This window comes from Marisediminitalea lipolytica (assembly GCF_001758465.1).
GTDB classification, from domain to species: Bacteria; Pseudomonadota; Gammaproteobacteria; order Enterobacterales; family Alteromonadaceae; genus Alteromonas; species Alteromonas lipolytica.
Map to the genome: position 1 here is coordinate 1 of NZ_MJIC01000004.1, position 24,667 is coordinate 24,667.

20 protein-coding genes and 1 other RNA gene are annotated in these 24,667 nt (G+C 46.2%); 19 read left to right on the forward strand and 2 right to left on the reverse strand.

Annotation, left to right across the window (positions count from 1 at the left end; all coding sequences use genetic code 11):
- Positions 1 to 81 precede the first annotated feature (81 nt).
- The 7 genes from tnpA to maiA all read left to right on the forward strand — a co-directional run bounded on the left by tnpA (position 82) and on the right by maiA (position 7,321).
- Entirely contained in the window at positions 82 to 510 is a 429-nt protein-coding gene (tnpA, locus tag BFC17_RS01690) for an IS200/IS605 family transposase (protein WP_070174559.1), read from the forward strand.
- 175 nt (positions 511 to 685) lie between these two features.
- Positions 686 to 1,483 carry a phenylalanine 4-monooxygenase gene (gene phhA / locus BFC17_RS01695; RefSeq protein WP_070174742.1) on the forward strand — a complete coding sequence of 266 codons (798 nt, stop codon included), beginning with the start codon at positions 686 to 688 and terminating at the stop codon, positions 1,481 to 1,483.
- Positions 1,484 to 1,627: 144 nt separating this feature from the next.
- Positions 1,628 to 3,184: a transcriptional regulator TyrR gene (gene tyrR / locus BFC17_RS01700; RefSeq protein WP_070174743.1), complete on the forward strand. Its 1,557-nt coding sequence runs from the start codon at positions 1,628 to 1,630 to the stop codon at positions 3,182 to 3,184.
- 204 nt (positions 3,185 to 3,388) lie between these two features.
- The gene (gene hppD, locus BFC17_RS01705) at positions 3,389 to 4,480 is read left to right on the forward strand and encodes a 4-hydroxyphenylpyruvate dioxygenase (RefSeq protein WP_070174744.1); all 1,092 of its coding nucleotides are present in this window, start codon (positions 3,389 to 3,391) and stop codon (positions 4,478 to 4,480) included.
- Positions 4,473 to 5,603, forward strand: coding sequence for a homogentisate 1,2-dioxygenase (locus BFC17_RS01710; protein WP_070174745.1), 1,131 nt, complete (start codon positions 4,473 to 4,475; stop codon positions 5,601 to 5,603). Before hppD ends, BFC17_RS01710 begins: the two co-directional genes overlap by 8 nt.
- 12 nt (positions 5,604 to 5,615) lie before the next feature.
- On the forward strand, positions 5,616 to 6,626 hold the full coding sequence (locus BFC17_RS01715; RefSeq protein ID WP_070174746.1) for a fumarylacetoacetate hydrolase family protein: 1,011 nt from the start codon (positions 5,616 to 5,618) through the stop codon (positions 6,624 to 6,626).
- Positions 6,627 to 6,667: 41 nt separating this feature from the next.
- Complete coding sequence (gene maiA / locus BFC17_RS01720; protein WP_070174747.1) at positions 6,668 to 7,321, forward strand: maleylacetoacetate isomerase; 654 nt, start codon at positions 6,668 to 6,670, stop codon at positions 7,319 to 7,321.
- Positions 7,322 to 7,354: 33 nt separating this feature from the next.
- Here maiA and BFC17_RS01725 read toward each other — a convergent pair whose 3' ends face one another.
- Complete coding sequence (locus tag BFC17_RS01725; protein ID WP_070174748.1) at positions 7,355 to 7,822, reverse strand: Lrp/AsnC family transcriptional regulator; 468 nt, start codon at positions 7,820 to 7,822, stop codon at positions 7,355 to 7,357.
- A gap of 205 nt (positions 7,823 to 8,027) precedes the next feature.
- Between BFC17_RS01725 and BFC17_RS01730 the strand changes: the two genes are divergently transcribed.
- Both BFC17_RS01730 and ffs read left to right on the forward strand, forming a co-directional pair.
- Complete coding sequence (locus BFC17_RS01730; RefSeq protein ID WP_070174749.1) at positions 8,028 to 9,080, forward strand: Glu/Leu/Phe/Val dehydrogenase dimerization domain-containing protein; 1,053 nt, start codon at positions 8,028 to 8,030, stop codon at positions 9,078 to 9,080.
- 86 nt (positions 9,081 to 9,166) lie between these two features.
- An RNA gene (gene ffs, locus BFC17_RS01735) (signal recognition particle sRNA small type) lies at positions 9,167 to 9,263 on the forward strand.
- Positions 9,264 to 9,277: 14 nt separating this feature from the next.
- Here ffs and BFC17_RS01740 read toward each other — a convergent pair.
- Complete coding sequence (locus BFC17_RS01740) at positions 9,278 to 9,556, reverse strand: late competence development ComFB family protein (RefSeq protein ID WP_070174750.1); 279 nt, start codon at positions 9,554 to 9,556, stop codon at positions 9,278 to 9,280.
- A 587-nt stretch (positions 9,557 to 10,143) separates the two neighbouring features.
- Here BFC17_RS01740 and BFC17_RS01745 point away from each other — a divergent pair.
- The 10 genes from BFC17_RS01745 to BFC17_RS01790 all read left to right on the forward strand — a co-directional run bounded on the left by BFC17_RS01745 (position 10,144) and on the right by BFC17_RS01790 (position 24,663).
- Positions 10,144 to 13,137: a TonB-dependent receptor gene (locus tag BFC17_RS01745; RefSeq protein ID WP_070174751.1), complete on the forward strand. Its 2,994-nt coding sequence runs from the start codon at positions 10,144 to 10,146 to the stop codon at positions 13,135 to 13,137.
- A gap of 405 nt (positions 13,138 to 13,542) precedes the next feature.
- On the forward strand, positions 13,543 to 16,446 hold the full coding sequence (locus BFC17_RS01750) for a TonB-dependent receptor domain-containing protein (RefSeq protein WP_070174752.1): 2,904 nt from the start codon (positions 13,543 to 13,545) through the stop codon (positions 16,444 to 16,446).
- Between the two features lie 87 nt (positions 16,447 to 16,533).
- A complete protein-coding gene (locus BFC17_RS01755; protein WP_070174753.1) occupies positions 16,534 to 17,448 on the forward strand; it encodes a class I SAM-dependent methyltransferase in 915 nt (304 codons plus the stop codon).
- Entirely contained in the window at positions 17,448 to 19,232 is a 1,785-nt protein-coding gene (locus tag BFC17_RS01760) for a 2OG-Fe(II) oxygenase family protein (protein ID WP_070174754.1), read from the forward strand. The genes BFC17_RS01755 and BFC17_RS01760 overlap by 1 nt, the downstream gene beginning before the upstream one ends.
- Before the next feature lie 479 nt (positions 19,233 to 19,711).
- Positions 19,712 to 20,476 (forward strand): DUF3450 domain-containing protein, encoded by a 765-nt coding sequence (locus BFC17_RS01765; protein ID WP_070174936.1) that lies wholly within the window; start codon positions 19,712 to 19,714, stop codon positions 20,474 to 20,476.
- A 6-nt stretch (positions 20,477 to 20,482) separates the two neighbouring features.
- The gene (locus BFC17_RS01770) at positions 20,483 to 21,841 is read left to right on the forward strand and encodes a MotA/TolQ/ExbB proton channel family protein (protein ID WP_070174755.1); all 1,359 of its coding nucleotides are present in this window, start codon (positions 20,483 to 20,485) and stop codon (positions 21,839 to 21,841) included.
- A gap of 1 nt (position 21,842) precedes the next feature.
- Positions 21,843 to 22,367 (forward strand): MotA/TolQ/ExbB proton channel family protein, encoded by a 525-nt coding sequence (locus tag BFC17_RS01775; RefSeq protein WP_070174756.1) that lies wholly within the window; start codon positions 21,843 to 21,845, stop codon positions 22,365 to 22,367.
- Positions 22,368 to 22,378: 11 nt separating this feature from the next.
- Entirely contained in the window at positions 22,379 to 22,777 is a 399-nt protein-coding gene (locus BFC17_RS01780) for an ExbD/TolR family protein (protein WP_070174757.1), read from the forward strand.
- A gap of 3 nt (positions 22,778 to 22,780) precedes the next feature.
- On the forward strand, positions 22,781 to 23,392 hold the full coding sequence (locus BFC17_RS01785) for an energy transducer TonB (RefSeq protein ID WP_070174758.1): 612 nt from the start codon (positions 22,781 to 22,783) through the stop codon (positions 23,390 to 23,392).
- 2 nt (positions 23,393 to 23,394) lie between these two features.
- Positions 23,395 to 24,663, forward strand: coding sequence for a tetratricopeptide repeat protein (locus BFC17_RS01790; RefSeq protein WP_070174759.1), 1,269 nt, complete (start codon positions 23,395 to 23,397; stop codon positions 24,661 to 24,663).
- Positions 24,664 to 24,667 lie beyond the last annotated feature (4 nt).

A 24,667-nucleotide genomic window follows, 5' to 3' on the forward strand; every position in this document is an offset into this window, starting at 1 on the left:
TTTATGTGACCGGTCGCGAAGCGACAGAACACCACGGGTTTACCCGTGGATGAATGAGTCCGAGGCCTGTATGCTACGAAGATGGAAGTTCGAGTCTCATCACATGGTCTATATAGACTTCAATATCACGTCGTCTGGGTAACCAAATACAGGCGTCGGATACTGAAGCCTTTCGTCGTGGAGTATTTGCGCAAAGTGTTGCCGAAGCTGCTTCGAAGTATGCCCGGCGTAACGATAGAGCGAATGGGCTTTGATAATGACCATATGCACATGTTGATGGTCATTCCACCGAAATACTCGATAGCAGAAGTGATGGGTAAACTCAAAGCCCAGTCAGCGTCAAACATGAGAAAGACATTCAAATGGCTAGGAAAGGTCTATTGGAATGAAAATATTGTTTGGTCGCCGGGTTACTTTGTAAGCAGCGTAGGCTTAGACGAGCACACAATACGGAACTACGTTGAGCATCAAGGTCGGAAGGATTCAGATCAGCTCCGAATGGAGCTGTAACAGAAAGAACCCCGGGCATGCCCGGGGGAATCTATGTCCGCAGGAAATCGGGGGATGAAGCTAAAATTGTAAAAAAAATGTTACATGGTGAGGGCGGTTATCCTCATCCCAAGTGTTTAGTCTGCCGTTTAAATCGTTACACTTGATAGGGTAGTAGCTGACAGAAATTCGGATTATGTCCAAACAATCAAAATATAATTCAAAACATCCTGATAAAAACGGAATAATAAAATGGACTCAGGCAGAAAATGCGGTCTGGTGCGAACTCTACCAACAGCAAATGGCATTGTTACCAGGCCGAGCCTGTGACGAGTACTTTACCGGCGTTGACATGCTGGGGTTAGCTGCCGATGCTATTCCTCAGTTGCCAGCGATTGATGATGTACTTATGTCCGCAACTGGCTGGCAAACAGCTGCTGTTCCTGCGCTCATCAGTTTTGCTGAATTTTTTGAGCTACTGGCGAATAAGCGATTTCCGGTGGCGACGTTTATCCGCAGTCGTGAAGAATTCCACTACTTACAGGAGCCGGATATTTTTCATGAGGTAATGGGACATTGTCCGTTACTGACCAATCCTGCGTTTGCGGCGTTTACCGAAACCTATGGAAAGCTGGGTCTTAAGGCCAGTAAGGAAGAACGCGTGTTTCTTGCCAGGCTTTACTGGTTTACCGTGGAATTTGGCCTGGTAAAGCAACGGGGTGAGCTGCGTATTCTTGGTGGCGGTATTTTAAGTTCTCCCAGGGAAACCCGCTATGCACTGGAGAGTGCGGCTGCTGTCCGCCATCCGTTAAACGTGCTGGATGCACTAAGAACCCCTTATCGAATAGATATTCTTCAGCCACTTTATTATGTGCTGGACAGTTTTGATCAACTGATGGACATGGCAAATATGGATGTCATGCCGCTGGTTGATGAGGCCCGTCAACTCGGTTTGGTCGAACCACTGTTTACCCCCAAACAACAGGCATCTTAAGCCCGGTCTACCAAGTCCCCTAAAGTTAATGCAGCACTGATTGATGTTGAAATGAACAATTAGCGCTGCATTGGCGTATTAGACTTTAAAAGTAATGATATTGTGATATCTTGTAAAATATAGTTTACAGTTATTGAGTGTTCGATGCGTTTAGAAATTAGCTGTCAGGATCGTCTGGGGATCACCCAGGATGTGCTGGATATTCTGGTTACCCATAATATCGATTTGCGCGGTATCGAAATTGATGAGGTGGGGAAAATATTTCTTAATTTTCCCAACATTAAATTTGAGGACTTCCAGCATTTGATGCCAAAGATTCGGCGAATCGAAGGTATCGAAGACGTTAAAACCACGCTGTTTATGCCTGGTGAGCGAGAGCGCAATCAGCTCTCGGCCATTGTTCAAACTTTGCCTGATCCGGTTTTTTCCATTGATAACAAAGGCAAGCTGCTACTGTGTAATGATGCGGTAACCAGTGGTCTGGAAATGGATATTGACGACTTGCTCAACACCGAAATCAGTGAATATGTGAAAGGTTTTAACTTTGGCCGCTGGCTGGAAGGCAAATCTCCCGGGCATAAAAGCACTAAAGTAAAGTTTATCCAACAGGACTTTGTGGCTGACATTTTGCCAATTATGGTGCCGGATGCTGCCGAGACGGCGATTTTAGCCGGCGCTGTGGTGATGTTAAAATCCGAAGTCAGACTGGGTCAGCAAATTACGGTATTCCATCAGCATGGCACTGATAGCTTTGATAAGCTGATAACACAGTCGCCGATAATGCAGCAAACCATTAATGAAGCCAAACGGGTTGCCGATCTGGATGCGCCCATTCTGATATTTGGCGAAACGGGCACCGGCAAGGAAATGCTGGCCAAAGCCTGTCATCAAAGTAGTCGTCGTGCAGACAAAGCCTTCCTTGCGCTTAACTGTGGCGCATTACCCGATAACGTGGCCGAGACCGAACTGTTTGGCTACGCAGCCGGCACCTTTAACCAGACAGAAGGTAAAGCCGGTTTGCTGGAACAGGCCGCTGGTGGCACGCTGTTGCTGGATGAAATTGCTGACATGTCTGTGCACTTGCAGGCAAAACTGCTGCGGGTACTGGAGGACGGAGAGTTTCGTCGTGTTGGTGACGTAAACCCGGTTTCTGTTGATGTCCGGTTTATTTGCACAACCTGTCAGGACCTTGGCCAACTCGTAGACGAAGGTAAGTTTCGTAAAGAGCTCTACTATCGCCTTAACGTGCTTGGTCTGGTGGTGCCTGCTTTGCGCGAAAGACGCTCTGACATCGTGCCCTTGTCCGAATCGTTTATAATGCAACACAGTGCCAAACTGGGGCGTCGCCCGGCCAAGTTGAGTAAGTCCTGCGTGGATTTTTTACAGCACTATCCCTGGCCAGGTAACGTCAGACAGTTGCAAAATGCCCTTTTCAGAGCACTGTCACTGCTTGATGGTAACGAGATAACGAAAGAAGATATTCAGTTACCCAGCTGTACGCCGAGCATGACCTACGTTGACGAAAATTTTGAAGGGACACTGGACGAAGAAGTGAAAAAGTTTGAGCGGGATCTGCTCCGTAAACTTTATCCCTCCTACCCAAGTACCCGTCAACTTGCCAAAAAGTTAGGATTAAGTCACACCGCCATTGCCAATAAGCTGCGCGAATATGGCATTAATAAGGCTTCTGTAAAGTTATAAGTACGCAAGTTCTGCCTTTATGAGGGCCGCCAGCGGCGGCCCTTCCTGCATTTTATCCCGGTTAATTAATGCAATTTCAAATTGTCACAATTTATTTACATATTCTGTAAATCCAGCCTGAACACAGCCTTTTATCTCTTGCTTTGAGCAACACATTTTCTCTGATTATATATGTTGCGTATTTGTTAAATGGAGAAGGTGAACATGGCGAATAGCAATAATTATAATCCTTTGGGTACCGACGGTTTTGAGTTTGTCGAATATACAGCGGCAGATGAAGAGGGTATCGGGGCGCTTAAACACTTATTCAGCTCATTGGGCTTTGCTGAAGTGGCTGAGCATAAATCTAAACGGGTCTGGTTGTACCGCCAGGGCGATATCAACTTTATAGTCAACGCGGAACCCGCTTCTCAGGCTGAGGAATTTGCCCGGCTACGCGGTCCGAGCGTTTGTGGCATGGCATTTCGGGTGAAAGACGCCAAAGTGGCCATTGAGCACGCAAAGCAACACGGCGGCAAGGAATTTCACGGCAATTTGGGGCCTATGGAACTCAACATTCCGGCGATATATGGCATTGGCGAGAGTACGCTGTACTTTGTCGATTTGTACGGGAAACAAAGCATATACGATGTGGATTTCCGGTTTTATTCAGACTGGCAGGCACGAATGGCAAAAGCCGATGCCGGGCTCAGACTGGTTGATCATCTCACGCATAACGTAAAACGCGGCAACATGGCTGTGTGGGCCGAATTTTACGAAAACATCGGTAACTTCCGGGAAATTCGTTACTTCGATATCGAGGGTAAATTAACCGGGCTGGTGAGCAAAGCCATGACATCGCCGTGCGGTAAAATCCGTATTCCTATTAATGAATCGGTAGATGACCATTCCCAGATTGAAGAGTTTATTAAAGCCTATAATGGCGAAGGTATTCAGCACATTGCTCTGGCAACAGACGATATATACCAGACCGTGAGGGATCTTAAGCAACGGGGACTGGCATTTATGGATACGCCGGATACCTATTACGATGCGGTGAACGAGCGGGTGGAAGGGCATAATGAATCGCTGAGTCAGTTACGTGAGTTGCGCATTCTGATCGACGGTGCCCCACAAAAAGACGGCATTCTGCTACAAATATTTACCGATACCGTTATCGGGCCGGTGTTCTTTGAAATTATTCAACGCAAAGGTAACGAAGGCTTTGGCGAAGGTAATTTTAAAGCGCTGTTTGAAAGTATCGAGCAGGATCAAATTCGTCGTGGTGTGCTGAACGCCGAGGGTGGCAATGCGTAATCCTGCGCGGTTTCCGCTTAAGGAGGGCCTGCACTCCCGCCAGGCTCATGCGGATCTGCCTGAACTGGCTATTTACGAACGTGAAGTCGGTCGGGAGGGCTTTTTTGGTCCGGCTTCACACCTTCATCATAAACACCCGCCAACCGCCTGGGTGGAGTGGGAAGGCGATCTTCGTCCCCGCGCGATGGATTTAAATCAACTGACGCCGCTGGCGTCTGCCCGCTCGCCTTTTTGTGCACCGGTGATTTTGCATAATGCCCATTGTCAGTATCGCTTCTGGCATTGTGATGAAGCAATGACGGCACTGGTGCGCAATGCTGATGGTGACGACTTACTCTTCGTTCATAAAGGACATGGCGATTTCTTCTGTGACTATGGCCATTTTGCCGTAACCGAAGGCGATTACATTGTTATACCGCGGTCTACCATGTGGCGCTTATCTCCGCGCTCGCCAATGCAACTGCTAATGATTGAGGCTACCGAAGACAGTTACCAGTTGCCAGAGAAAGGCATGGTTGGTCAGCACGCGGTATTTGATCCGGCGATGCTCGAACATCCGCATATTAATGAGACTTTTTTGGCCCAACAGGATGAAAACAGTTGGTGTGTCGACGTAAAACGGCATCAACGATTATCCCGCATCACGTATCCCTTTAACCCCCTTGATGCTCAGGGATGGCATGGCGACCTTACCGTCATGAAAATAAACTGGCGCGATATCCGGCCACTAATGAGTCATCGCTATCATCTGCCTCCCTCTGCTCACACCACCTTTGTGGCCAGGCGTTTTGTGGTATGCACTTTTGTTCCGCGCCCGATCGAAAGCGATCCCGGCGCGCTAAAAGTGCCTTTCTATCACAGTAATGATGACTTCGATGAAGTGTTGTTTTATCACGCGGGTGACTTTTTCAGCCGTGACAACATCGACGCTGGCATGGTGACTTTTCATCCGGCAGGCTTTACTCACGGACCTCATCCTAAGGCTTTTGCGGCAGGGCAGGCTCACGCCAAAACCTTTACGGATGAAGTGGCGGTAATGCTCGACACTCGTGATGCACTGCATATAACAGCGGCGGCTGAATCGGTGGAAAATCCGCAATACGTGTACAGCTGGCGTGGGTAACAGGAGAACATTATGAAACTAGCAACCTATAAAAATACCACCCGGGATGGCCGTCTGATGTTGGTAAGCCGGGACCTGAAACTGACCTGTCCGGCGGCGCCGGTTGCCGGGACTATGCAAGAACTACTGGATAACTGGGATGAACTGGCCCCCGCGCTTCAGCAACGTTATCAGGCGTTGTGCTCGGGGGATTTAATGGGCGAAAAATTTAACCCGCTAAAGTGTCACTCTCCGCTGCCCCGGGCTTATCACTGGGCAGATGGCAGTGCCTATGTGAATCATGTGGAATTGGTAAGACGCGCCCGCGGCGCAGAAGTACCTGAGAGTTTCTGGCACGATCCGCTGATGTATCAGGGCGGCAGCGATGACTTTATCGGCCCTTATGATGATATTGAAGCGCCGGATGAAACCCTGGGCATCGATTTCGAGGCGGAAGTTGCAGTGGTAACCGCAGACGTACCTATGGGCACAACTACCACTCAGGCCGCAGAGCAAATCAGGCTGGTGATGCTGGTGAATGATGTGTCACTACGAGGCCTTATTCCGGGGGAATTGGCAAAAGGGTTCGGGTTTTATCAATCCAAGCCGGCCAGCAGCTTTGCCCCCGTGGCAGTGACGCCAGATGAATTGGGTGGCAGCTGGTCTGATGCCAAAGTGCATCTGCCTTTATTTACTCACTTTAATAATGAGTTGTTTGGCAAACCAGAAGCGGGAGTGGACATGACGTTTAATTTTGCTCAGTTAATTGCCCATGCAGCCAGAACCCGTAATCTCTCGGCCGGAACAATTATAGGCTCTGGCACGGTCTCTAATAAACAAGGTACTGAGCATGGTTCTGCCATTGTTCACGGTGGCGTTGGTTATTCTTGCATCGCGGAGGTCAGAATGATCGAGACCATTCGGGATGGTCAGCCTGCTACCGCGTTTATGCACGACGGCGACCGGGTGCGTATCGAAATGCTGGATGCTGACGGGGCCAGTATTTTTGGCGCCATAGATCAGCGCGTAAAAATTAAAAAATGAGTTATGCTTAAACTGATGATAACGACAATAAGGTTGTGCAAATGAGCTTAAAATTATACGGCTACTGGCGTTCATCGGCGACTTACCGGGTTCGCATTGCAATGAATTTAAAGGGGCTGGAGTACGAATATATTCCGGTGCACCTTGCTCAGGATGGAGGACAGCAGCATCAGGAAGGGTACGACCGACTTAATCCAGCGCACCTGGTTCCGACCTTTGTTGACGATGATGAAGACATTATTCTTAATCAGTCGATGAGTATTATTGAGTATCTGGATGAGCGGTACCGGGAGCCTTGTCCGTTGCTACCAGCGCATGCAGTAGAAAGGGCGCGGATAAGAGCGCTGGCGCAGGATATTGCCTGCGACATTCAGCCGCTGGCCAACCTGCGTGTGCTGAACCGGTTACAGGAAAGTTTTGCGGTTTCCACAGAACAAACCCATCACTGGGCTAAACAATGGATTGCCCAGGGCTTTGCCGCCATCGAGCGACGTTTGCAAACCCAGGCCGGGCGCTACTGTTTTGATTTTGATATCTCTTTGGCCGATGTTTGTCTGGTGCCACAGGTATACAATGCCAAACGCTTCGACGTAGACATGTCGCAGTTTCCGCTGATAAGTAAAATCAACGATCAATGCCTGATGCTGGAAGCCTTTCAGAAAGCGCAGCCGGAAAATCAACCGGACGCGCCGTAAATTGCAATAAATTATATCAGTGAAGCGCCTGCTTCACTGATTTTTTATTGGCAAGGACGTCGTGTTTTTTACCTGCTTTAAAGCAAAGGTTGAGCTGAGGTGATCAACGCAGGGCAGGTGAGTGAGTTTGGTTTTCAATATGTACTCGTATTCTTCAATACTTTCTACGATCACCTTTAGCAAGTAGTCTTTTTCACCGCTGGTGGTGTGGCACTCTACAATTTCGTCGATAGATTGCACGGCATTTTCAAAATCCGTCAGCGAATCCCCGTCGTGATTTTTCAGCGACACATAAATAAATACTGACACACCCAAATTGAGTTTTTTGCCATCTAACAGGGTGACTTTGCGCAGGATGATTCCTTCTGATTCAAGGCGCTTGACCCGGCGCCAGCAAGGTGTATGAGACAGACCTACCTGTTGGCTTAAATCGGCCATTGAGATGGTGGCATTTTGTTGTAAAACACGCAGAATTTCGCGGTCAAATTTATCCAGTTTCATCGACGGTGCCTGTGCCGGTCTCGCAACCGGACATTATGATAGTTATTGTGCATCCATTATAATACTAGGATAACCATCCTAGAAAGCAGTGCAGTAAAAAAAAGCCGTTTGCGGGCTGTAAAGTTAATCAGTAAAAAAGCGCAAGGCTTGTCCTCATCGAGCTGCGTTAATATACGCATTTCATCTCTAGGAAACTGTGAAGCTAATGTCTGTGTTTGAACATCCGGAATTCGATGCCCACGAGCATGTTGCGTTTTACTCTGATCCCGTTACTGGTCTTAAAGCTATCATAGCTATTCACAACACCAACCTCGGACCTTCGCTGGGTGGGTGCAGAATGTGGCCATATCTCAACAGCAGTGAAGCACTGACAGATGTTCTTCGGTTGTCAAAAGGCATGACCTACAAAGCAGCAATGGCCAACCTGCAGCAGGGCGGCGGCAAAGCCGTCATCATTGGCGATCCGCGTAAGCAAAAAAATGAAGCTTTTATGCAGGCCATGGGACGCTTTGTTGAGAGTTTAAGTGGTAAGTACATTACCGCAGAAGATTCCGGCATTACCGTTGACGATCTTAAAGCCGTGGCGACACAAACGAGCCATGTGGCAGGGACTTTCGCACAATACAACGCCCTGGGCGAAGCGCCAACCGGTAACCCGGCGCCTTCCACTGCCTACGGTGTATTTGTTGGCTTAAAGCAAACGGTAAAGCATGTGTTGGGCAGTGATCTGAAAGGCGTAAAAGTGGCGATCCAGGGTATGGGGCACGTAGGTTTTCGCTTAGCTAAACAGTTACACGCCGAAGGTGCGGAACTTTATGTGGCGGATATTTTCCCTGAAGGTCTGGCCCGAGCCCAGGAAGAACTTGGCGCAACTGTCGTAGCGCCGGAAGAAATTCTGACCTTAGCGGTGGATGTTATCGCGCCTTGTGCCATGGGCTCGTCAATTAATGACGAATCTTTGCCTGATATACGCGCGAAAATTATCGCTGGCGCTGCCAACAATCAGCTGGCGCGGGAAGAGCTCGGTAGTGTACTGCACCAAAAAGGCATTGTGTATGCGCCTGATTATGTGATTAATGTCGGCGGTATTATTGATATTTATCACCAGAAGCAAAATGACTCATCAGATACCGCCATGCGTGAACACATAGCGAAAATTGGTGATACGCTGTGTGAAATTTATGAGCGTGCAGAAGCTGAAAATACCGCCACTAATCTGGTGGCAAATCGTATTGCTGAAGAACGATTTGCAAAGTAGGGTTGAACTTTAGTAAACAAATCGTCATAATGCGCCGCGCTCGTGACTTGTACCAAAGACACGGCGCGCAAGTTTCAATGGTGGGCTTTTGGTCCTCCCGCAATGATACTCTGTGAACCCGGTCAGGCCTGGAAGGGAGCAGCCGCAGCAGACGACTCATGTGCCGGGATGTGGCTGGAAGCCTGCCACCCAATATTTTACGCTTCGTCTTGTCGCGATTTAGGTTGGTCTAAAAACTTAATCGCTTTTTCAATAGCATACTCTACGTTCATTTCCATTTGCTGACGCTCACTTTGCGGCAGGTAAAATGCCATATCCACTTCGTAGCGAATGTAACGTGGTGGTACCTGATTTAATGCCAGGCAGCAAAGGTCGGCAAGGTAATCAGCAGACTTCGTCTGGTCAAGACCGAGCTGGCTAATGTGTTCCAGCACAAGATGTTCGTAATAATTATGGATATCGTCATCTAATTTCACTGCAAGTTCCTATTTTTAACCTCATTTCAGTATTCAGTTATAGCTATTCTGGCTCAGTTGTCGAGCAGCTTTATGACAAAAAGCTGAATTATGTGGTCATAATACGATGACATGAGGTTGTCGAATACGTACAAACGGGACGCTTTAGCGTTATCCGCGGCTATAGTTAAACCAATTCGGGCCGAACCTCAGCCAGATGCTACTTTTCTGTGGTGATAAATCATTCTACTTTGCTGTAAATACTGTCATGTAAATGAAATATTTCACCGATTGAGATAAATGGCACTTATATAAGGGTAAATGGCGGGAACCTGTTTCCCTGCTTAAGCGTTCTGTAGCACCTTTTAATTTTAGTGAAGTTAAATGTATTTAATTTGTAATTCTGTGGAACTTAAATTGTACAAATTATACTTTTTTTACGTTTTTTGCACTGAAATCAACCGCTTTGTTTTCCTCAAAATTGTCTGCCGAATAATTTGCTGCTTAGTATGGACATGGGATTTTTCCCAAACAAATGTCATAAGCCGCTATAAAAACGGCAGATCTTCCAACCGCTTTGGTTAGCTGGTTGGTCCAGGGAGATAAAAATGTTCAAAATGAAGAAAAGCATAGCTGCCCTTGCAGTGGCTGCATCACTTGGTATGGGCGCAAACGCTTATGCCGGGAACAATGACGGTGGTATTGTAGTGAGTGTGAGTGATAGTTCTCAGTCACCACTGGCCAACGTTGCAATCGTCATCCGTAATAGCAATACCGGTTTTCGCCGCGCCGTTACCACCGACAGCGACGGTAATCTGCGCGTAGGCCTGCTGCCAGTTGGTGTGTATGAAGTGGTTGCCGAAAAAGACGGTTATGACACCGTGTCACTGGGCGAAGTCACAGTAAAAATTGGTCAGAACACCAACGTTAATTTAACCCTTTACCCGGACAATGTTGAAACTATCTCTGTTACCGGCTCAGCTATTGCGAGCATCGATTTTACCTCAACTGAATCCGCGCTTAACATCAGCGCTGTTGAACTGGATCGCTTACCGGTACCGCGAAGCGTAAACTCGGTTGCACTGTTGGCGCCAGGGACTACTCAGGGTGATAACCGCTTCGGTGGGGTATCTTTCGGTGGTTCGTCGGTAGCAGAAAACCAGGTTTATATTAACGGTCTAAACGTTACCAACTTCCGTAACGGTCTGGGTTTCAGTAATCCTCCGTACGAATTTTATGACCAGTTCCAGGTTAAAACCGGTGGTTATTCTGCAGAATTCGGTCGTTCGACCGGTGGTGTGATCAACGCCGTAGTTAAATCAGGTACCAATGATTTCCATGCCGGCGCCAGTGCTTACGTAGTGCCTTCTGATCTTCGCGAACAAGCGCCTTCAGTGTTTGAGGCAGACGGCTCTTACTTCACTTATCGTGACAACGATAGAAGCAGTGAAGTTAACTACAATATCTGGGCTTCAGGAGCGTTAATCGAAGATACCTTGTTCTTCTATGCGTTGTATAACCCGCGTGATGTGGAATCACGAAGCGACCGTAGATTATCAGACGGAAACCTGAATGAAAGCAAAGATGATAATGCTTTCTGGGGGGTTAAGCTTGACTGGAACATCACCGATAATCATCGCCTTGAATTACTGACCTTCTCTGATGATTCAGAAGACGTAACAGAAATCTCTAACGTAACTGAAGATGGCGAAAGATATCGAATTGGTTCTTCAACCTCTTACAGTGGTGGTACTAACTGGTCAGTGAAGTACATTGGTTATCTGACGGACGATTTAACTGTCTCTGCCATGTATGGTGAAAACAAGTATGATCTGACTACAGAAACAGATTCTTCAGCAGATTGTGAGTTAGCGCTTGATTATCGTTATTACTATGGGTTTGCAACTGATATTCCGGGGACCGGCGTTGTAAGTAATGGCTGTGCGACAACCAGTAATTATTATCTGGAAGAAGGGGAAGATAAGCGTGAAGCCATGCGTCTTGACTTCGACTGGGCGGTAAGTGATAACCATTTACTTCGTTTTGGTATGGATAACGAAACGAATACATCTTACGGCAATGAGTTTTATGCCGGCCCTCGCGGTACATACTGGCTGATTTACGGTGGCTTTGACGGTGAAACCGTTAACAACGTAGTACTGGACGCTGATACTGATTATGCCATGGGGCGTACCCGTACTGTGGGTGGTAATTTTGAAACAGAAGCTTCGGCTTTCTACATTGAAGATACCTGGACCGTTACTGACGAAATTACACTGACGTTAGGTCTGCGTAATGAGCAATTCGACAATAAAAACGCGTCGGGTGAAACCTTCGCTAAAATTGATAACATGTGGGCGCCTCGTATTGGTTTTGCCTGGGATATTGGTGGTGTAGGCGAGCATAAAGTATTCGCCAGCGCGGGCCGTTATTTCCTGCCTGTGGCTAACAACACCAACGTACGTCTTGCTGGTAACGAAGCTGACCAGCGTAACTACTATGTGTTCACTGGCTGGGAAGAGTTCTCTTACAATGGCGGTACCTACTATGCGCCGGGTCTGGGCGACCAAATTGGTGCAACCCGCGTAACGTCTACCGGTGAAGTGCCGGACACCCGTTCGATTGTTTCAAGCAATCTGGATGCGATGTATCAGGATGAAATCATCATCGGTTATCAGGGCATGCTGACTGACGACTGGAGCTGGGGTATCAAGGGTACACAGCGTCAGTTAAATGGAGCGATCGACGATATGATTATCGACCACGCCATCGCAGAACGCTTTGGTTGTAGCGATGACTACCACCCGAACCAATATGTATTGGGTAATCCTGGCGAAAGCATGGAAGTCTATACCGACACAGACTGTGACGGCAGCGTTGATGGCTGGGCTACCTTTACTGCAGAGGAGCTGGTGTATCCGGAAGCCGAGCGTACTTACTATGCGGTTGACTTAAACGTAGCGAAAGCATGGGATGGTGTGTGGAGTCTGGATGCAACCTATACCTGGTCGCATAGTTATGGTAACTCAGAAGGTTTGGTTAAATCTGATAACGGTCAGGATGATGCTGGTTTGACAACCGATTTTGACTTCCCTGAACTGATGGATGGTGCTTACGGTAACCTGCCGAATGACCGCCGCCATATGCTGAAAGTCTTTGGTTCTTACGCGATCAGCGAAAACTTCACATTAGGTATTAACTACTCACTGCAATCTGGTCGTCCGGTAAATGCCTTTGGTGTTGCTCACCCAGGCCCTGATGGTGAAGTGGATTACGGTTATACCTATTACCTGTCTACGCCAAGTGGTGAATTCAACGATGATGGTTCAATCATTTATGACTATGATCAGGTAACCCGTGGTTCTCAAGGGCGTACGCCATGGGTTTCTCGTATTGACGTAAACCTTGCATACAGCACCGAAATTGCCGGATTGGAAACGCGATTCAAAATTGATGTATTTAACTTGTTAGATGCTGATAATGTCACACGTGTTAACGAAGTGGCTGAAAGTTCGCAAGGTCAGGCTAGCCCGCGTTATGGTCTGGCGCAGGCTTTCCAGACGCCTCGTTATGTACAATTAAGTGCAAATGTAAGATTTTAAAAATATCAAGCCCCTGATTTTCAGGGGCTTTTAACTTTTTTTAATTCGATGGCCAGACGCGATGAAATTAGTCAGTCAGGGTGTTTGGTAAACAGTTGTTTTATTTTGCCGTTATTTTTTGTCCGGAATTATGTGAATATTTTTTAACACTGCGTAAGGATATGTTTACGATAGGAATTTTTTATTACCTTTTTAGGGGAACTTTTTAGAATACAAGTTTGCAAGCTAGTTGACCCTCTGGTCGCTCTCTGGTTATTATCTGCTGTGTCGTAATGCGTATTGTCAGTGCAAACTGGCGTACCGTCGGTATTAAAATGGCGTTGTGCCGTAAAGGCGCCATGCTGATAAAAAGTCGTGTTTGAGCGACAACCATAAAAAGTAAATAGTGGTCCAGGGAGACAATTAATGTTTACAAACACTAAACTGGCTAAGTCAGTAAAGCTGGCTTTTGCCCTTAGTGCTGCGTCGGCAGCACTGATTGCACCTAACACAGTCTTGGCACAGGAATCATCAGAAGTCGACGAAGCTTCGGTTGAAAAAATTCAAGTAACTGGTTCAAGAATTCGCAAAATCGAATTTGCTTCAAATGCGCCAATTGCTACTGTGGGTGAGCAAGAATTCGAAATGACTGCAACGGTAAACACCGAGTCACTTCTAAACACAATGCCTCAGGTTGTTCCAGGCCTGGACAGAACCTCTAACAACCCAGGTAATGGTACTGCAACCGCCGACCTTCGGGGTTTAGGTGCGAACAGAACGTTGGTGCTTGTTAATGGTAAGCGTGTAACGCCAACAACCGCATCTGGTGTGGTTGATATCAACGCCATTCCTACCGCTATGATTGAGAACGTTGAAGTTCTGACCGGTGGTGCTTCAGCGGTATACGGTTCTGATGCGATTTCCGGGGTAATCAACTTTATCCTTAAAGACGACTTTGAAGGCGTTGATGCTTCGGTAGGTTATGAATCAACTGAGGAAGGCGATGCAGGCATCTGGAATGCTGACCTGACCATCGGTGGTAACTTCGATGATGGTAAAGGTAACGTTGTATTCAACATGGCCTACACTAGTCGTGAAGACCTTTTCCAAGGCGACCGTAGCTTCGCAAACACCGCATTATTTGATGATGGTGCCGGTGGTTTAGAGCCTGGTGGTTCTTCTGGTGTTCCTCAAACTGCTATTTTTGCTGGTGGTTTTTCAGATTTTTCTGATAGCTCAGGCATCATTTTTGGACAAGACGGCAGCGTTCGCCCATTCGTAACCTCAGGTCAGGTTAACGATTATTATAACTACGCGCCGGTTAACTACATTCAGTTACCTCAGGAACGCCACCAGTTTTCTGCATTAGGTCACTATGAAGTTACTGATAATATGGAAGTTTACGGTAGTGCGATGTTTACCGACAGTAACGTTCCTTCTCAGTTAGCTCCGACTCCGATTTTCCAGACCAGTACGTTTACACTGGATGGTAACCCATTCATTTCACCAGAGGCGCAACAAATCATTTCTGGTGCGATTGGTTTAGGCGTTGATACTGATGGTGATGGTATTGACGATGAAGGACGTGCACTGTTAAGACGCCGTCTTGAAGAGGTGGGTCCTCGTCGTTCTGAAGATACTTTTACGTCATTCCAGGTTATGGGTGGAGTACGAGGCTTCTTCGGCGATTCAAGCTGGAGCTACGATGTTTATTATCAAACTGGCCGTGTTCGTAATGCTAATGCTCAGTTAGGTAACGTTAACCGTGGTCGTTTCGATCAGGCCTTATTACTGGCCACTGACGAAAATGGTCAGGTCATTCTTGACGCAAACGGTAATCCTTCATGTGCTGACACTTCAAACAATGGTTCTACCGTGGGTTGTACGCCACTGAACATTTTCGGTGAAGGCAATATTTCTGAGAGCTCTGCTGCATTTTTACGTACTGCGGTTTCTGCAACTTCAACCTTCGAGCAGCGCTTATTCGGTGCTAACATCACGGGTGACACAGAAGGTTTCTTCGAACTTCCTGGTGGTCCAATCGGGTTATCATTTACCTATGAACACCGTGAAGATGACTTCGAATTCTTGCCATCTCAGGACTTAGCAGCCAGTACAATTGCCGGATTTAACGGTTCTCCTGCGGTTGCAGGTGGTTTTAACGTTAGCAGTTACGCGGTTGAAGCTTATTTACCAATCTTGGTAGGCGCGCCTTTTGCTGAACTGTTAGATTTAGAACTTGCTTACCGTACAGAAGATTACACTACTGCAGGTTCAGTAAGTGCATATAAAATTGCTGGTAGCTGGGCGCCGATTGATAGTTTCCGTCTACGAGCTGGTTTCAACACGGCAGTAAGAGCGCCAAACATCTCTGAACTGTTCAGCCCTCAGGGTGAAAACTTCCCGGGTGCAACCGATCCTTGTGCGGGTAACGCTCCGGAAGCATTTAAAACGGCAGAAGTGGCTGATCTGTGTGTTCAGACTGGTGTTCCTGCTGACGTAGTTCACACTGCGGCAATCAACCCTGCATCCGGTCAGGTTCGTGCGCTTAGTGGTGGTAACCCTAACCTGGTTGAAGAAGAAGCAGAAACCTTAACTGTTGGTTTCGTGTTCGATGCAACAGACGAGATATCTTTAAGTCTTGATTACTTCGACATTGAAATTGATGATGCGGTATCTTCTTTCGGTGGTGGTGCTAACAATATTCTTGATACGTGTTATGACTCATCTAAAGCCGGTTCTGGTTTAGGTGGTGCTTTCTGTAATGCGATTAATCGTCGTTCTGACGGTACTATCGACTATGTAGAAGCGGGTACTCAAAACGTTGCGTCTATCACTCTTAAAGGTTACGACTTAATTGCTTCCTACGAAACTGAAGTAATGGGCGGTGATTTATCTGTTCGTTACTTAGGTACATACACCACAGAAAGCGACTTCCTGCCATTTGACGGTTCTCCGGACCTGATTGAGTGTGCCGGAAACTTTGGTGCAAACTGCGGTGAGCCAGTGCCTGAGTACAAGCACAGAACTACAATGACTTACTCTGCTGACGATTATACTCTGCAATTATTATGGCGTTATGTAGGCGAAGTAAGTGATGACGATGATTCACAGGATTACACTGTTGAAAAAATCGATGGATTCAACTACTTCGATGTTGCCGGAACTTACTTCTTAACAGAGAACTTCCGCGTAACTGCAGGTGTCGACAACATGTTTGATAAAACACCACCAATCATCGGTGGTAACGACGAACAGTCAAACACCTACCCGGCTACCTATGATGTATTCGGCCGTACTTATTACGTGAACTTCCGCGTATCGTACTAAGAATCATTATGTAATAAGATAAAAAAGCCTCCTTCGGGAGGCTTTCTTGTTGGTGAAGTGCTCGAAAAATAAGTGAGTTGATACAGAATGAATAAAAAGCAAAAATGGAATGAGTTCTGGGCAACGGAATCTGATTTTCATGAGGTCTTCGTTTGTGGAGGCGATGATAATAACAATGCCTTAAGAAAGCTGTGGCACTCTGTTTTTGCACAGTTTAGTAGCCAGGCAAGAATAATCGATATAGCCAGCGGAGCTGGTTCTATATACCGCTCAATAGGGGCTAAAAATTTTTCAAATTTAGTTGCAGTCGATGGCTCAACTGCTGCGTTAAACGCCTTGTCTAAAGACTTGCCGGAAGTCACCACGATTGAGCAGGATATTACAGTACACAATCCTGAAGTAGAGCGCGCTGATCATGTTGTGAGTCAGTTCGGTATTGAATATGGTGGTATCGCAGCTTTCAAAGTTGCGCTTGCTATGCTCTCCTCAGGTGGCTCAGTACACTGCTTATGTCATGGGCAAAATAGTTCAATTCCGCTTCAACAACGACAACAACTGGAAGGAATTGAGTTGATAAGAACCACTGAGTTCTTATCGTTAGCAATGCACTGTATAGCAGCCATGTATAGCAATGATGTGCCCATGATAGAGAAGTATGTGGGGCAATTCAGGAAGGTTGAACCCTTACTTGCCAGATTTGCCTCGGAATACCCACAAACGTTTGCTGCGCATATTCACGCGTCACTCAAAAAAATGATATTGCAGCTCAAAAGTTACAATGAAAAGGATGTGTTAGAGTGGTGCGAAAGCGCAGTGGCTCAGTGTGATGAACTAGAATCAAGAGCCCGGGATATTGTGAATATTGCGCTTGATACCGATAAAATCCAACTATTAAAACAGTTATTCGCACTGAACAAAATGGAAAATTTCCAGGTCGAAGACGTTATAAATGATAACAATGCCAGTGTAATTGGACTTCTTATTTCGGCAAGTAAACCTTAATGAATCCTCTGCAAACCATACTTACTTTAATTAATCAAAAGCAGTACCCCGAGGGTAAGCAAGCCGCTACTTCATTGCTGAAGCGAAATAAAGGCGGGCGCCATCAACCCATACTCTTGCGTTTAAGAGCTACGTGCTGTTTTGCCTTGCAAGAATATAAACAGGCGATCGATGATCTGCAACAAGCCTGCATGCTAGGAATGGAAGACGGCGAAATTTATGTAAACCTAGCTAAAGCGTATTTTTTCATTGATGAAATTCCTAAGGCCTTTAGCAATATCTCTAAGGCATTATCGTATAAAGATCGTTTCTATTCTCAGGCAGTAATATTCCTGCATAAATCTCTTTTAAACCACCTTCATGAATCAGAACTCAGTGTTCTCTCAGACTTTTTAAGTGCAGAATTGGTGATTGGTGACCAAGCTAAAAATGCATTAGCGAATATATTTTTAACGCAGGAAAAAATAGATGAGGCCTTGCAGGTATTGAGTTCTGTTGAATCTACTGGCTCCGCCGATATTGAAATGACCATAGCCGTAGCGCAAAGGCTAAAAGGGGATAGCCAAAAGGCGGTGACAAGGTTACTTTCTGTTAAAGACCAATTTGGCAGTCACCATGCAATTTTCCATCAACTTGGTAATTGTTATTCTGACTTGGGCGAACTTCGTACTGCCTGTCAGTATTATGAGGCAGCAATTGCGTTAAATGACCAATACAGATTTAGTCATTTTAATATTGCCGAACTATTATATCAGCAGGGTTTGGCTGACAGTATGCTGACCAGCTATGAGCTTCTGGATACAAAAAATCGATTCAATATTTACACCTTTAAAGACTATCTGCAGTTTTTACTGAGGTTGAATGCTTATGACAAGGTCTTAAATGTACTGGAAGGGTATAAAGTACAATTTAAGAGCCGCTCATTGCTGTATTTCAGAGCTGAGGCGGAAAGGCTTAACGGAAGCGAACAAAAAGCACTGCAAACCATTAAAGCTATTGAACCTGAATTACTCACTAACGACGAGTTATGCCAACTGTCTCAGCACTTGATTTCCACTAAAGAATACGTGTTAGCTCAGGCGTTTTTAAATCGAGTGCTGTCATTGGACAAATTCAACCAGTGGGCTTTTTCGTTGTATTTTTTATTGTCAAAAAATTCGGTGGTGCCCGCTCCCCAGATACTAAGATATGAAGATTATATTTTTGATTATCAGATAAAGGCTCCTGAAAATTATGACAGTACTGAGGACTATCTTAAAGCGCTCTCTACGCGACTGAATCAGATGCACTCCGTCTCAAAAAATAGCCCACTCAACCTGACAATTCAGGGGGGAACACAAACCCAGGCAAACTTATTTGCAGTAAAAGACCCATTGATAACGCATTTAAGCTCTGAGTTTCATCGTTGTGTGAGCCAAACATTAACTGAGATGACTAAAAAAAAGGTACTCCACGAAGGATTTTACCGGCAAGGTCAAACCTACTGTAGTGGTTCCTGGTCAATTAATACTAAGGAAGAAGGAAACCATTCGAATCATATACACCCAATGGGTTTAGTGAGCTCAGTTTGTTATATTTCGCTTCCTGAATGTATATCAGAGGATAATGGCGCAATACAATTTGGCGTACCGCCATTTTTAACATCATTCGTTCCTCAAAGCGTAAAGTACAGGCCTCGTACTGGTGTCTTATTGGTTTTCCCTTCCTGTTTCTGGCACGGCACTCTTCCATTAAAAGGCGGAAACAACAGGCTAACTGTGGCCGCTGACTTTGTTGTGAAATAACAAACTGAACAAAATGTTTACTCAGCTGTAGAATACTGGGGCAAGTTATTTCAACCACCGAAGTGAGTTTATCAGTTTCGATTTAATTTGGTTGCTTACATAGATTCCATCAGAAATACCGCATGCAAAGAGCCTCCACAGGCTGGTCGGACTTTACTGATTAAATCGAATAACTGTTCACGAGATGTTGTGTATATTTTGTAATTTATTTACACTTTGAGAAGTTTTATAACATACCGCGAACAGCTGATTTGTATAATCACTGACCAAACAAAAGGGGATTCCTCAGGTGCAGGAGCTTGTTACTTGACTCCTTTATTGATCTCGTGTGACTATAAGACGTTCGTAGTATTGGTGTCACTCTGGCAAATACTACCTTCCTAAAATATAGATAAATTTTATACGCCCCTTGCGAAGCAGTATTTTTATTACAAGTCGCAAGGATTCAAATAAGAAATTGGTTGGGAACTATGTCCAAAATGAGCAAGAGAACTCTTATTGCTTCTACTATGATGGGTGCATTCGCACTGACTGGTAGCGCAGTCGTCTCTGCAACGACTCTGAGCGATCTTCATAACGAAGAAGCAAAGATTCACGCGGCTGCAGCGAAATCTCAAGAAAAGATCAACGCACTTTTCGAACAGTCACAAGAACTGTTAGTAGAATACCGTGGTGTTGTAGATGAAACAGAAAACCTGAAAATCTACAACGATTACCTGGCGAGCCTGGTTGCTGACCAGCAGCGTGGTATCGATTCTTTACAGAAACAAATCGACAGCATCGAAGATACCAAGCAAGGTATCGTTCCTCTGATGTTCCGCATGATCGACAGCCTGGAGAAATTCATCGAGCTGGACGTTCCAATTCGCCTGGAAGAGCGTAAAGAGCGTATCGAGAAACTGCGTGACCTGATGTCTAACTCGAATGTAACCGTTTCCGAACAGTTCCGTCAGGTGCTGGATGCTTACCTGATTGAAACCGAATACGGCACGCGCATCGCGTCTTACCAGGGTACTCTGGATGACAACGGTACTGAAGTAACAGTTGATTTCTTCAACCTTGGCCGTACTGCAATGCTGGCTCTGTCACTGGACCAAAAACACGCATGGGTTTGGAACAACGACACTCGTTCTTGGGAAGCACTGGGTGATGAATACCTGGGTTCTGTTAATGAAGCCGTTAAAATGGCTAATGGTCTAGTTCCGGCTGACCTGATTAAACTTCCAATTAAAGCAGCGGAGTAAGCGTTAATGAAACCAGTATTTAAATCTCTACTCGCCGCTGCGACGGTAGCGGTTATGTCTTCAACTGCGGTAGCACAAGAGCCAGCATCTCTGCAAGACCTGCTGAACTCTGTAAAAGCTAACCGTTCATCTGAAGCAAAAATCAACGCTCAGCGTGAAGCTGAGTTCCAATCAGCTCGTGCAGACAAGCAAGCGCTGCTGCGTAAAGCTCAGTCTCAACTGAAAGCCGAGCAAGACCGTGGTGATCGTTTACAGAAGCAATTCTCTGACAACGAAGTAACCCTGAACGAAAAAGCCGCTGAACTGGAACAAGCAACCGGTACGTTAGGTGAGATGTTCGGTGTGGTACGTCAGGCCTCTTCTGAAGCTTATGGTCGTATTGCTACTTCAATCGTTAGTGCTCAGTATCCTGGCCGTGACGACTTCCTGGCTCGTATGTCTGAAGAATCTAAAGGTCTTCCTAACATCGACGAACTGGAAGAACTGTGGATCTCTCTGCAAACTGAAATGACTGAACAGGGTTCAGTAGTTAAATTTACTACTGACGTAATCAGCCTGGAAGGTGGTACAACTTCACAAGAAATTCTGCGTGTTGGTACCTTTAACCTGGTTGGTGACGAAGGTTACCTGACTTACGACGACGAGAACGACATCGTTCAGCCGCTGGGTCGTCAGCCTGATGGTTACCTGGTATCTGCAGCAGAAGGCGCTCGTGCAGCTACTTCTGGTTTCGTACCATTCTATGCTGACCCTTCACGTGGTCAAATCCTGGGTCTGTTAAAGCAAAAAGCGACTATGGCTGAGCGTTATCACGCGGGTGGCGTAGTTGGTTATGTAATCACTGGTATGCTGGCTATCGGCCTGCTAATTGGTCTTTACAAGCTGATCACCCTGACTTTAGTTGGCGGCAAAATCCGTTCACAGCTTAAAAACCCAGCATCACCTTCAGAAAGCAACCCTCTGGGTCGTATCCTGAAAGTGTACAGCGAAAACAAGGGTGTTGATGCAGAAAGCCTGGAGCTGAAACTGGATGAAGCAATTCTGAAAGAACTGCCAAGCATTGATTCTGGTATCAACGTAATCAAAATCTTCGCTGCAATCGCACCGTTACTGGGTCTGTTAGGTACAGTACTGGGTATGATCGCAACTTTCCAAACTATCACACTGTTCGGTACTGGTGACCCACGTATGATGGCGGGAAGTATCTCTATGGCACTTGTAACTACCGCGCAAGGTATCATTGCAGCTCTGCCATTAATCCTGACGCACAGCATTGTTGCCTCTAAGAGCAAGCAGATCGTTCACATCCTGGACGAGCAGACTGCAGGCATCATCGCTGCTCACGCAGAGTCGGAGAAAGCATAATATGGTTTACCTGATTGGATTATGGGAATCGGTCAGGGACTTTATCGCTACCGGCGGTGACGTGTTATACGCCGTTGCTGCCGCGCTCTTTCTCATGTGGGTATTAATGATTGAGCGCTACTGGTATTTGACATCAGTATTTCCAAAAATGAAGAAACAAATTATTCAGGATTGGAATGCCCGTGCAGATACTAAGTCATGGTATGCGCATAGAATCCGTGAAGCGTGGATCTCCGAGGCTTCAGATCAACTGAATGCCAGAATGCTTATCATTCGTACGTTGGTAGCTATGTGTCCGTTAATCGGTCTGCTAGGTACTGTAACCGGGATGATCAGCGTGTTTGAGACAATGGCAACGCAAGGCACGAGTAACGCACGTCTTATGGCGGGTGGTATCTCGATGGCTACTATCCCGACAATGGCGGGTATGGTCGCGGCGTTGTCTGGGCTGTTTATCAGTACTCGTCTCGAAGCGAAGGTTAAGATTGCGCGGGAAAAGCTAGTTGATAGCTTGCCGTATCATTAGAGAGAGAGATTATGGCTCGAAAAGTCAGAACCGAAGAGGAAGATGCAGCGATTGATATGACGCCCATGCTGGACATCGTATTTATCATGCTGATCTTCTTTATCGTGACAACGGTTTTCGTTAAGGAAGCCGGTATTGAAGTAAACAAGCCCGATGCGAGCCGAGCGTTCTTACACAAAAATGCTAACATTTTCATTGCGATCACCGAAGATGGTAATGTGTGGTTAGATAAACGCGAGGTGTCTGTAGACAGCGTCAGGGCTAACTTAGAGCGATTACTTACGGAGCAACCAACTGACTATGTGTTTATTCAGGCTGATATTAAAGCCAAACACGGTGTTGTGGTTGAAGTCATGGACCAGGTTAAAGCCGCCGGCATTGACCGTGTAGCAGTAGCAGCGAGGAACTAACCAATGATTAGATTTATCGCTTCTATTCTTATCGGTGCAGCCGTAGCCTTTGGCTTGTTCGTAGTAATGGCAAAGCTGATAGAAAACTCAGCGCGTCCAATGGATGAAATCCCTGATGCGCCGGTGATTGATATCGTGATGCAGCCGCCGGAAGAAGATACGCAAACGCGTACTCGTGTTCCGCCTCCGCCGCCTCCGCCGCCACAACAGCCGCCAAAAATGGAGCCTGTTGAGCCGGAAGAAGCTGAGCCGGATGCCGATGGCTTTAGTCTGGATATCCCAAGTGTGGACACCGGTGGTGTTGGCGTAAACATTGGTGGTGTTGGCGCGATGCAGAGTGATGGTGACGCAACGCCTATCGTTCGTATCGATCCAAAATATCCGCCGCAGGCAGCACGTGATGGTAAAGAGGGTTGGGTTAAACTCCAGTTTACTATCAACGAAGATGGTTCAGTTGGTGATATCGATGTTATCGATGCCGACCCAAAACGTATCTTTGACCGTGAAGCCCGTCGAGCTTTGGCGAAGTGGAAATACAAGCCTAAGATCGTTGACGGCAAGCCTGTGAAACAGCCAAACATGTTTGTACAACTAGACTTTAAACTGGAGCAATAATCATGTTGAAATCCACTCTGTTTAAAAAGTCTTTGGTAGTAGCCGCTCTGACGCTGGGTTCAGCTTTAGCGCTGCCGGCGGCAGCGCAAAGTTCGGCCCCGGTGGTTTGTCCAGGCTATGAAAAAGGTACAACCAACCTGGTTGGTGAACGCGTTGGTAAGAAAGTTCAAAAGGCCTTTGAAGCATACAACGAAGATTTAATTGATGATGCCATCACGATTTTATCGGAAATTGATGCCAAAGAAGACTTTGACACAGCTTACGTAAATCGCTTTTTAGGTAATATTCTGGCCACTAAAGACGATATGGGACAAAAAGCCCTTAAGTTATTAGTGTCCTCTGTAACGCCAAAGGTGTTAAACGATCTTGAGCATTCACAAACGCTTAAGCTGGTTGCGGACCTGAGCTTACAGGAAAAAGAATATAAACAAGCGATCAAGTATTATCAGGAATGGTTAGATTTTACCTGTAAAGAAGATCCGGAAGTGTATCTGCGCATGGCGAATGCGTATTACGAACTGAAGGATTACGCATCGGTAATCGCGCCGGCTGATAAGTCTATTGCGTTGTACGAAAAGCCTAACAAAAACTCATACGTGCTGAAGTTGTCAGCATACTATGAGCGTAAGATGTACAAAGAAACCGTTGCGGTTGCTGAGGACATCGTAAACACCTTCCCTGAAGAGGCGAAATGGTGGGTACAGTTAGGTCAGTTCTATCTGATGATTGAAGACTACAAAAAGTCGCTTTCAACATTAGAAGTAGCGTATAACCAGGGCTTCTTAGACAAACCAAACCTGTTAAAAATGCTGTCTCAGCTTTATGCCACAAACAATATGCCTTTCAAGGCAGCAGAAGTGCTGTCTAAGAATATTGCCAATGGCAAAATTGAGAAAACCGCTGACAACCTTGCCGCTGTAGCTAACAGCTACCACCAGGCAATGGAATATGAGTCAGCTGCTAAGTTTTATCAGCAAGCCGCCGAGATGTCTTCCGATCCGGAATTCTATCGTAAGCAAGGTGTTCTGTTACTGGTTGCAGAAGATTATAAAGGTGCTATCACAGCCCTGAATAATGCACTGGAACGTGGTGTTGAAGACCCTGCTAAAGTGCACTTCAGTCTGATGGAAGCTAACTTCTATGCGGGTAAGTTTAAACAAGCTTACGAGCATATTAAGGAAGCTAAGAAGGACAAGTCATTACGCCGTAACGCGAATGCCTGGGAACCTTACATCAAACAGAAAGCCAAAAACCGCGGTATCAATATCTAATCGA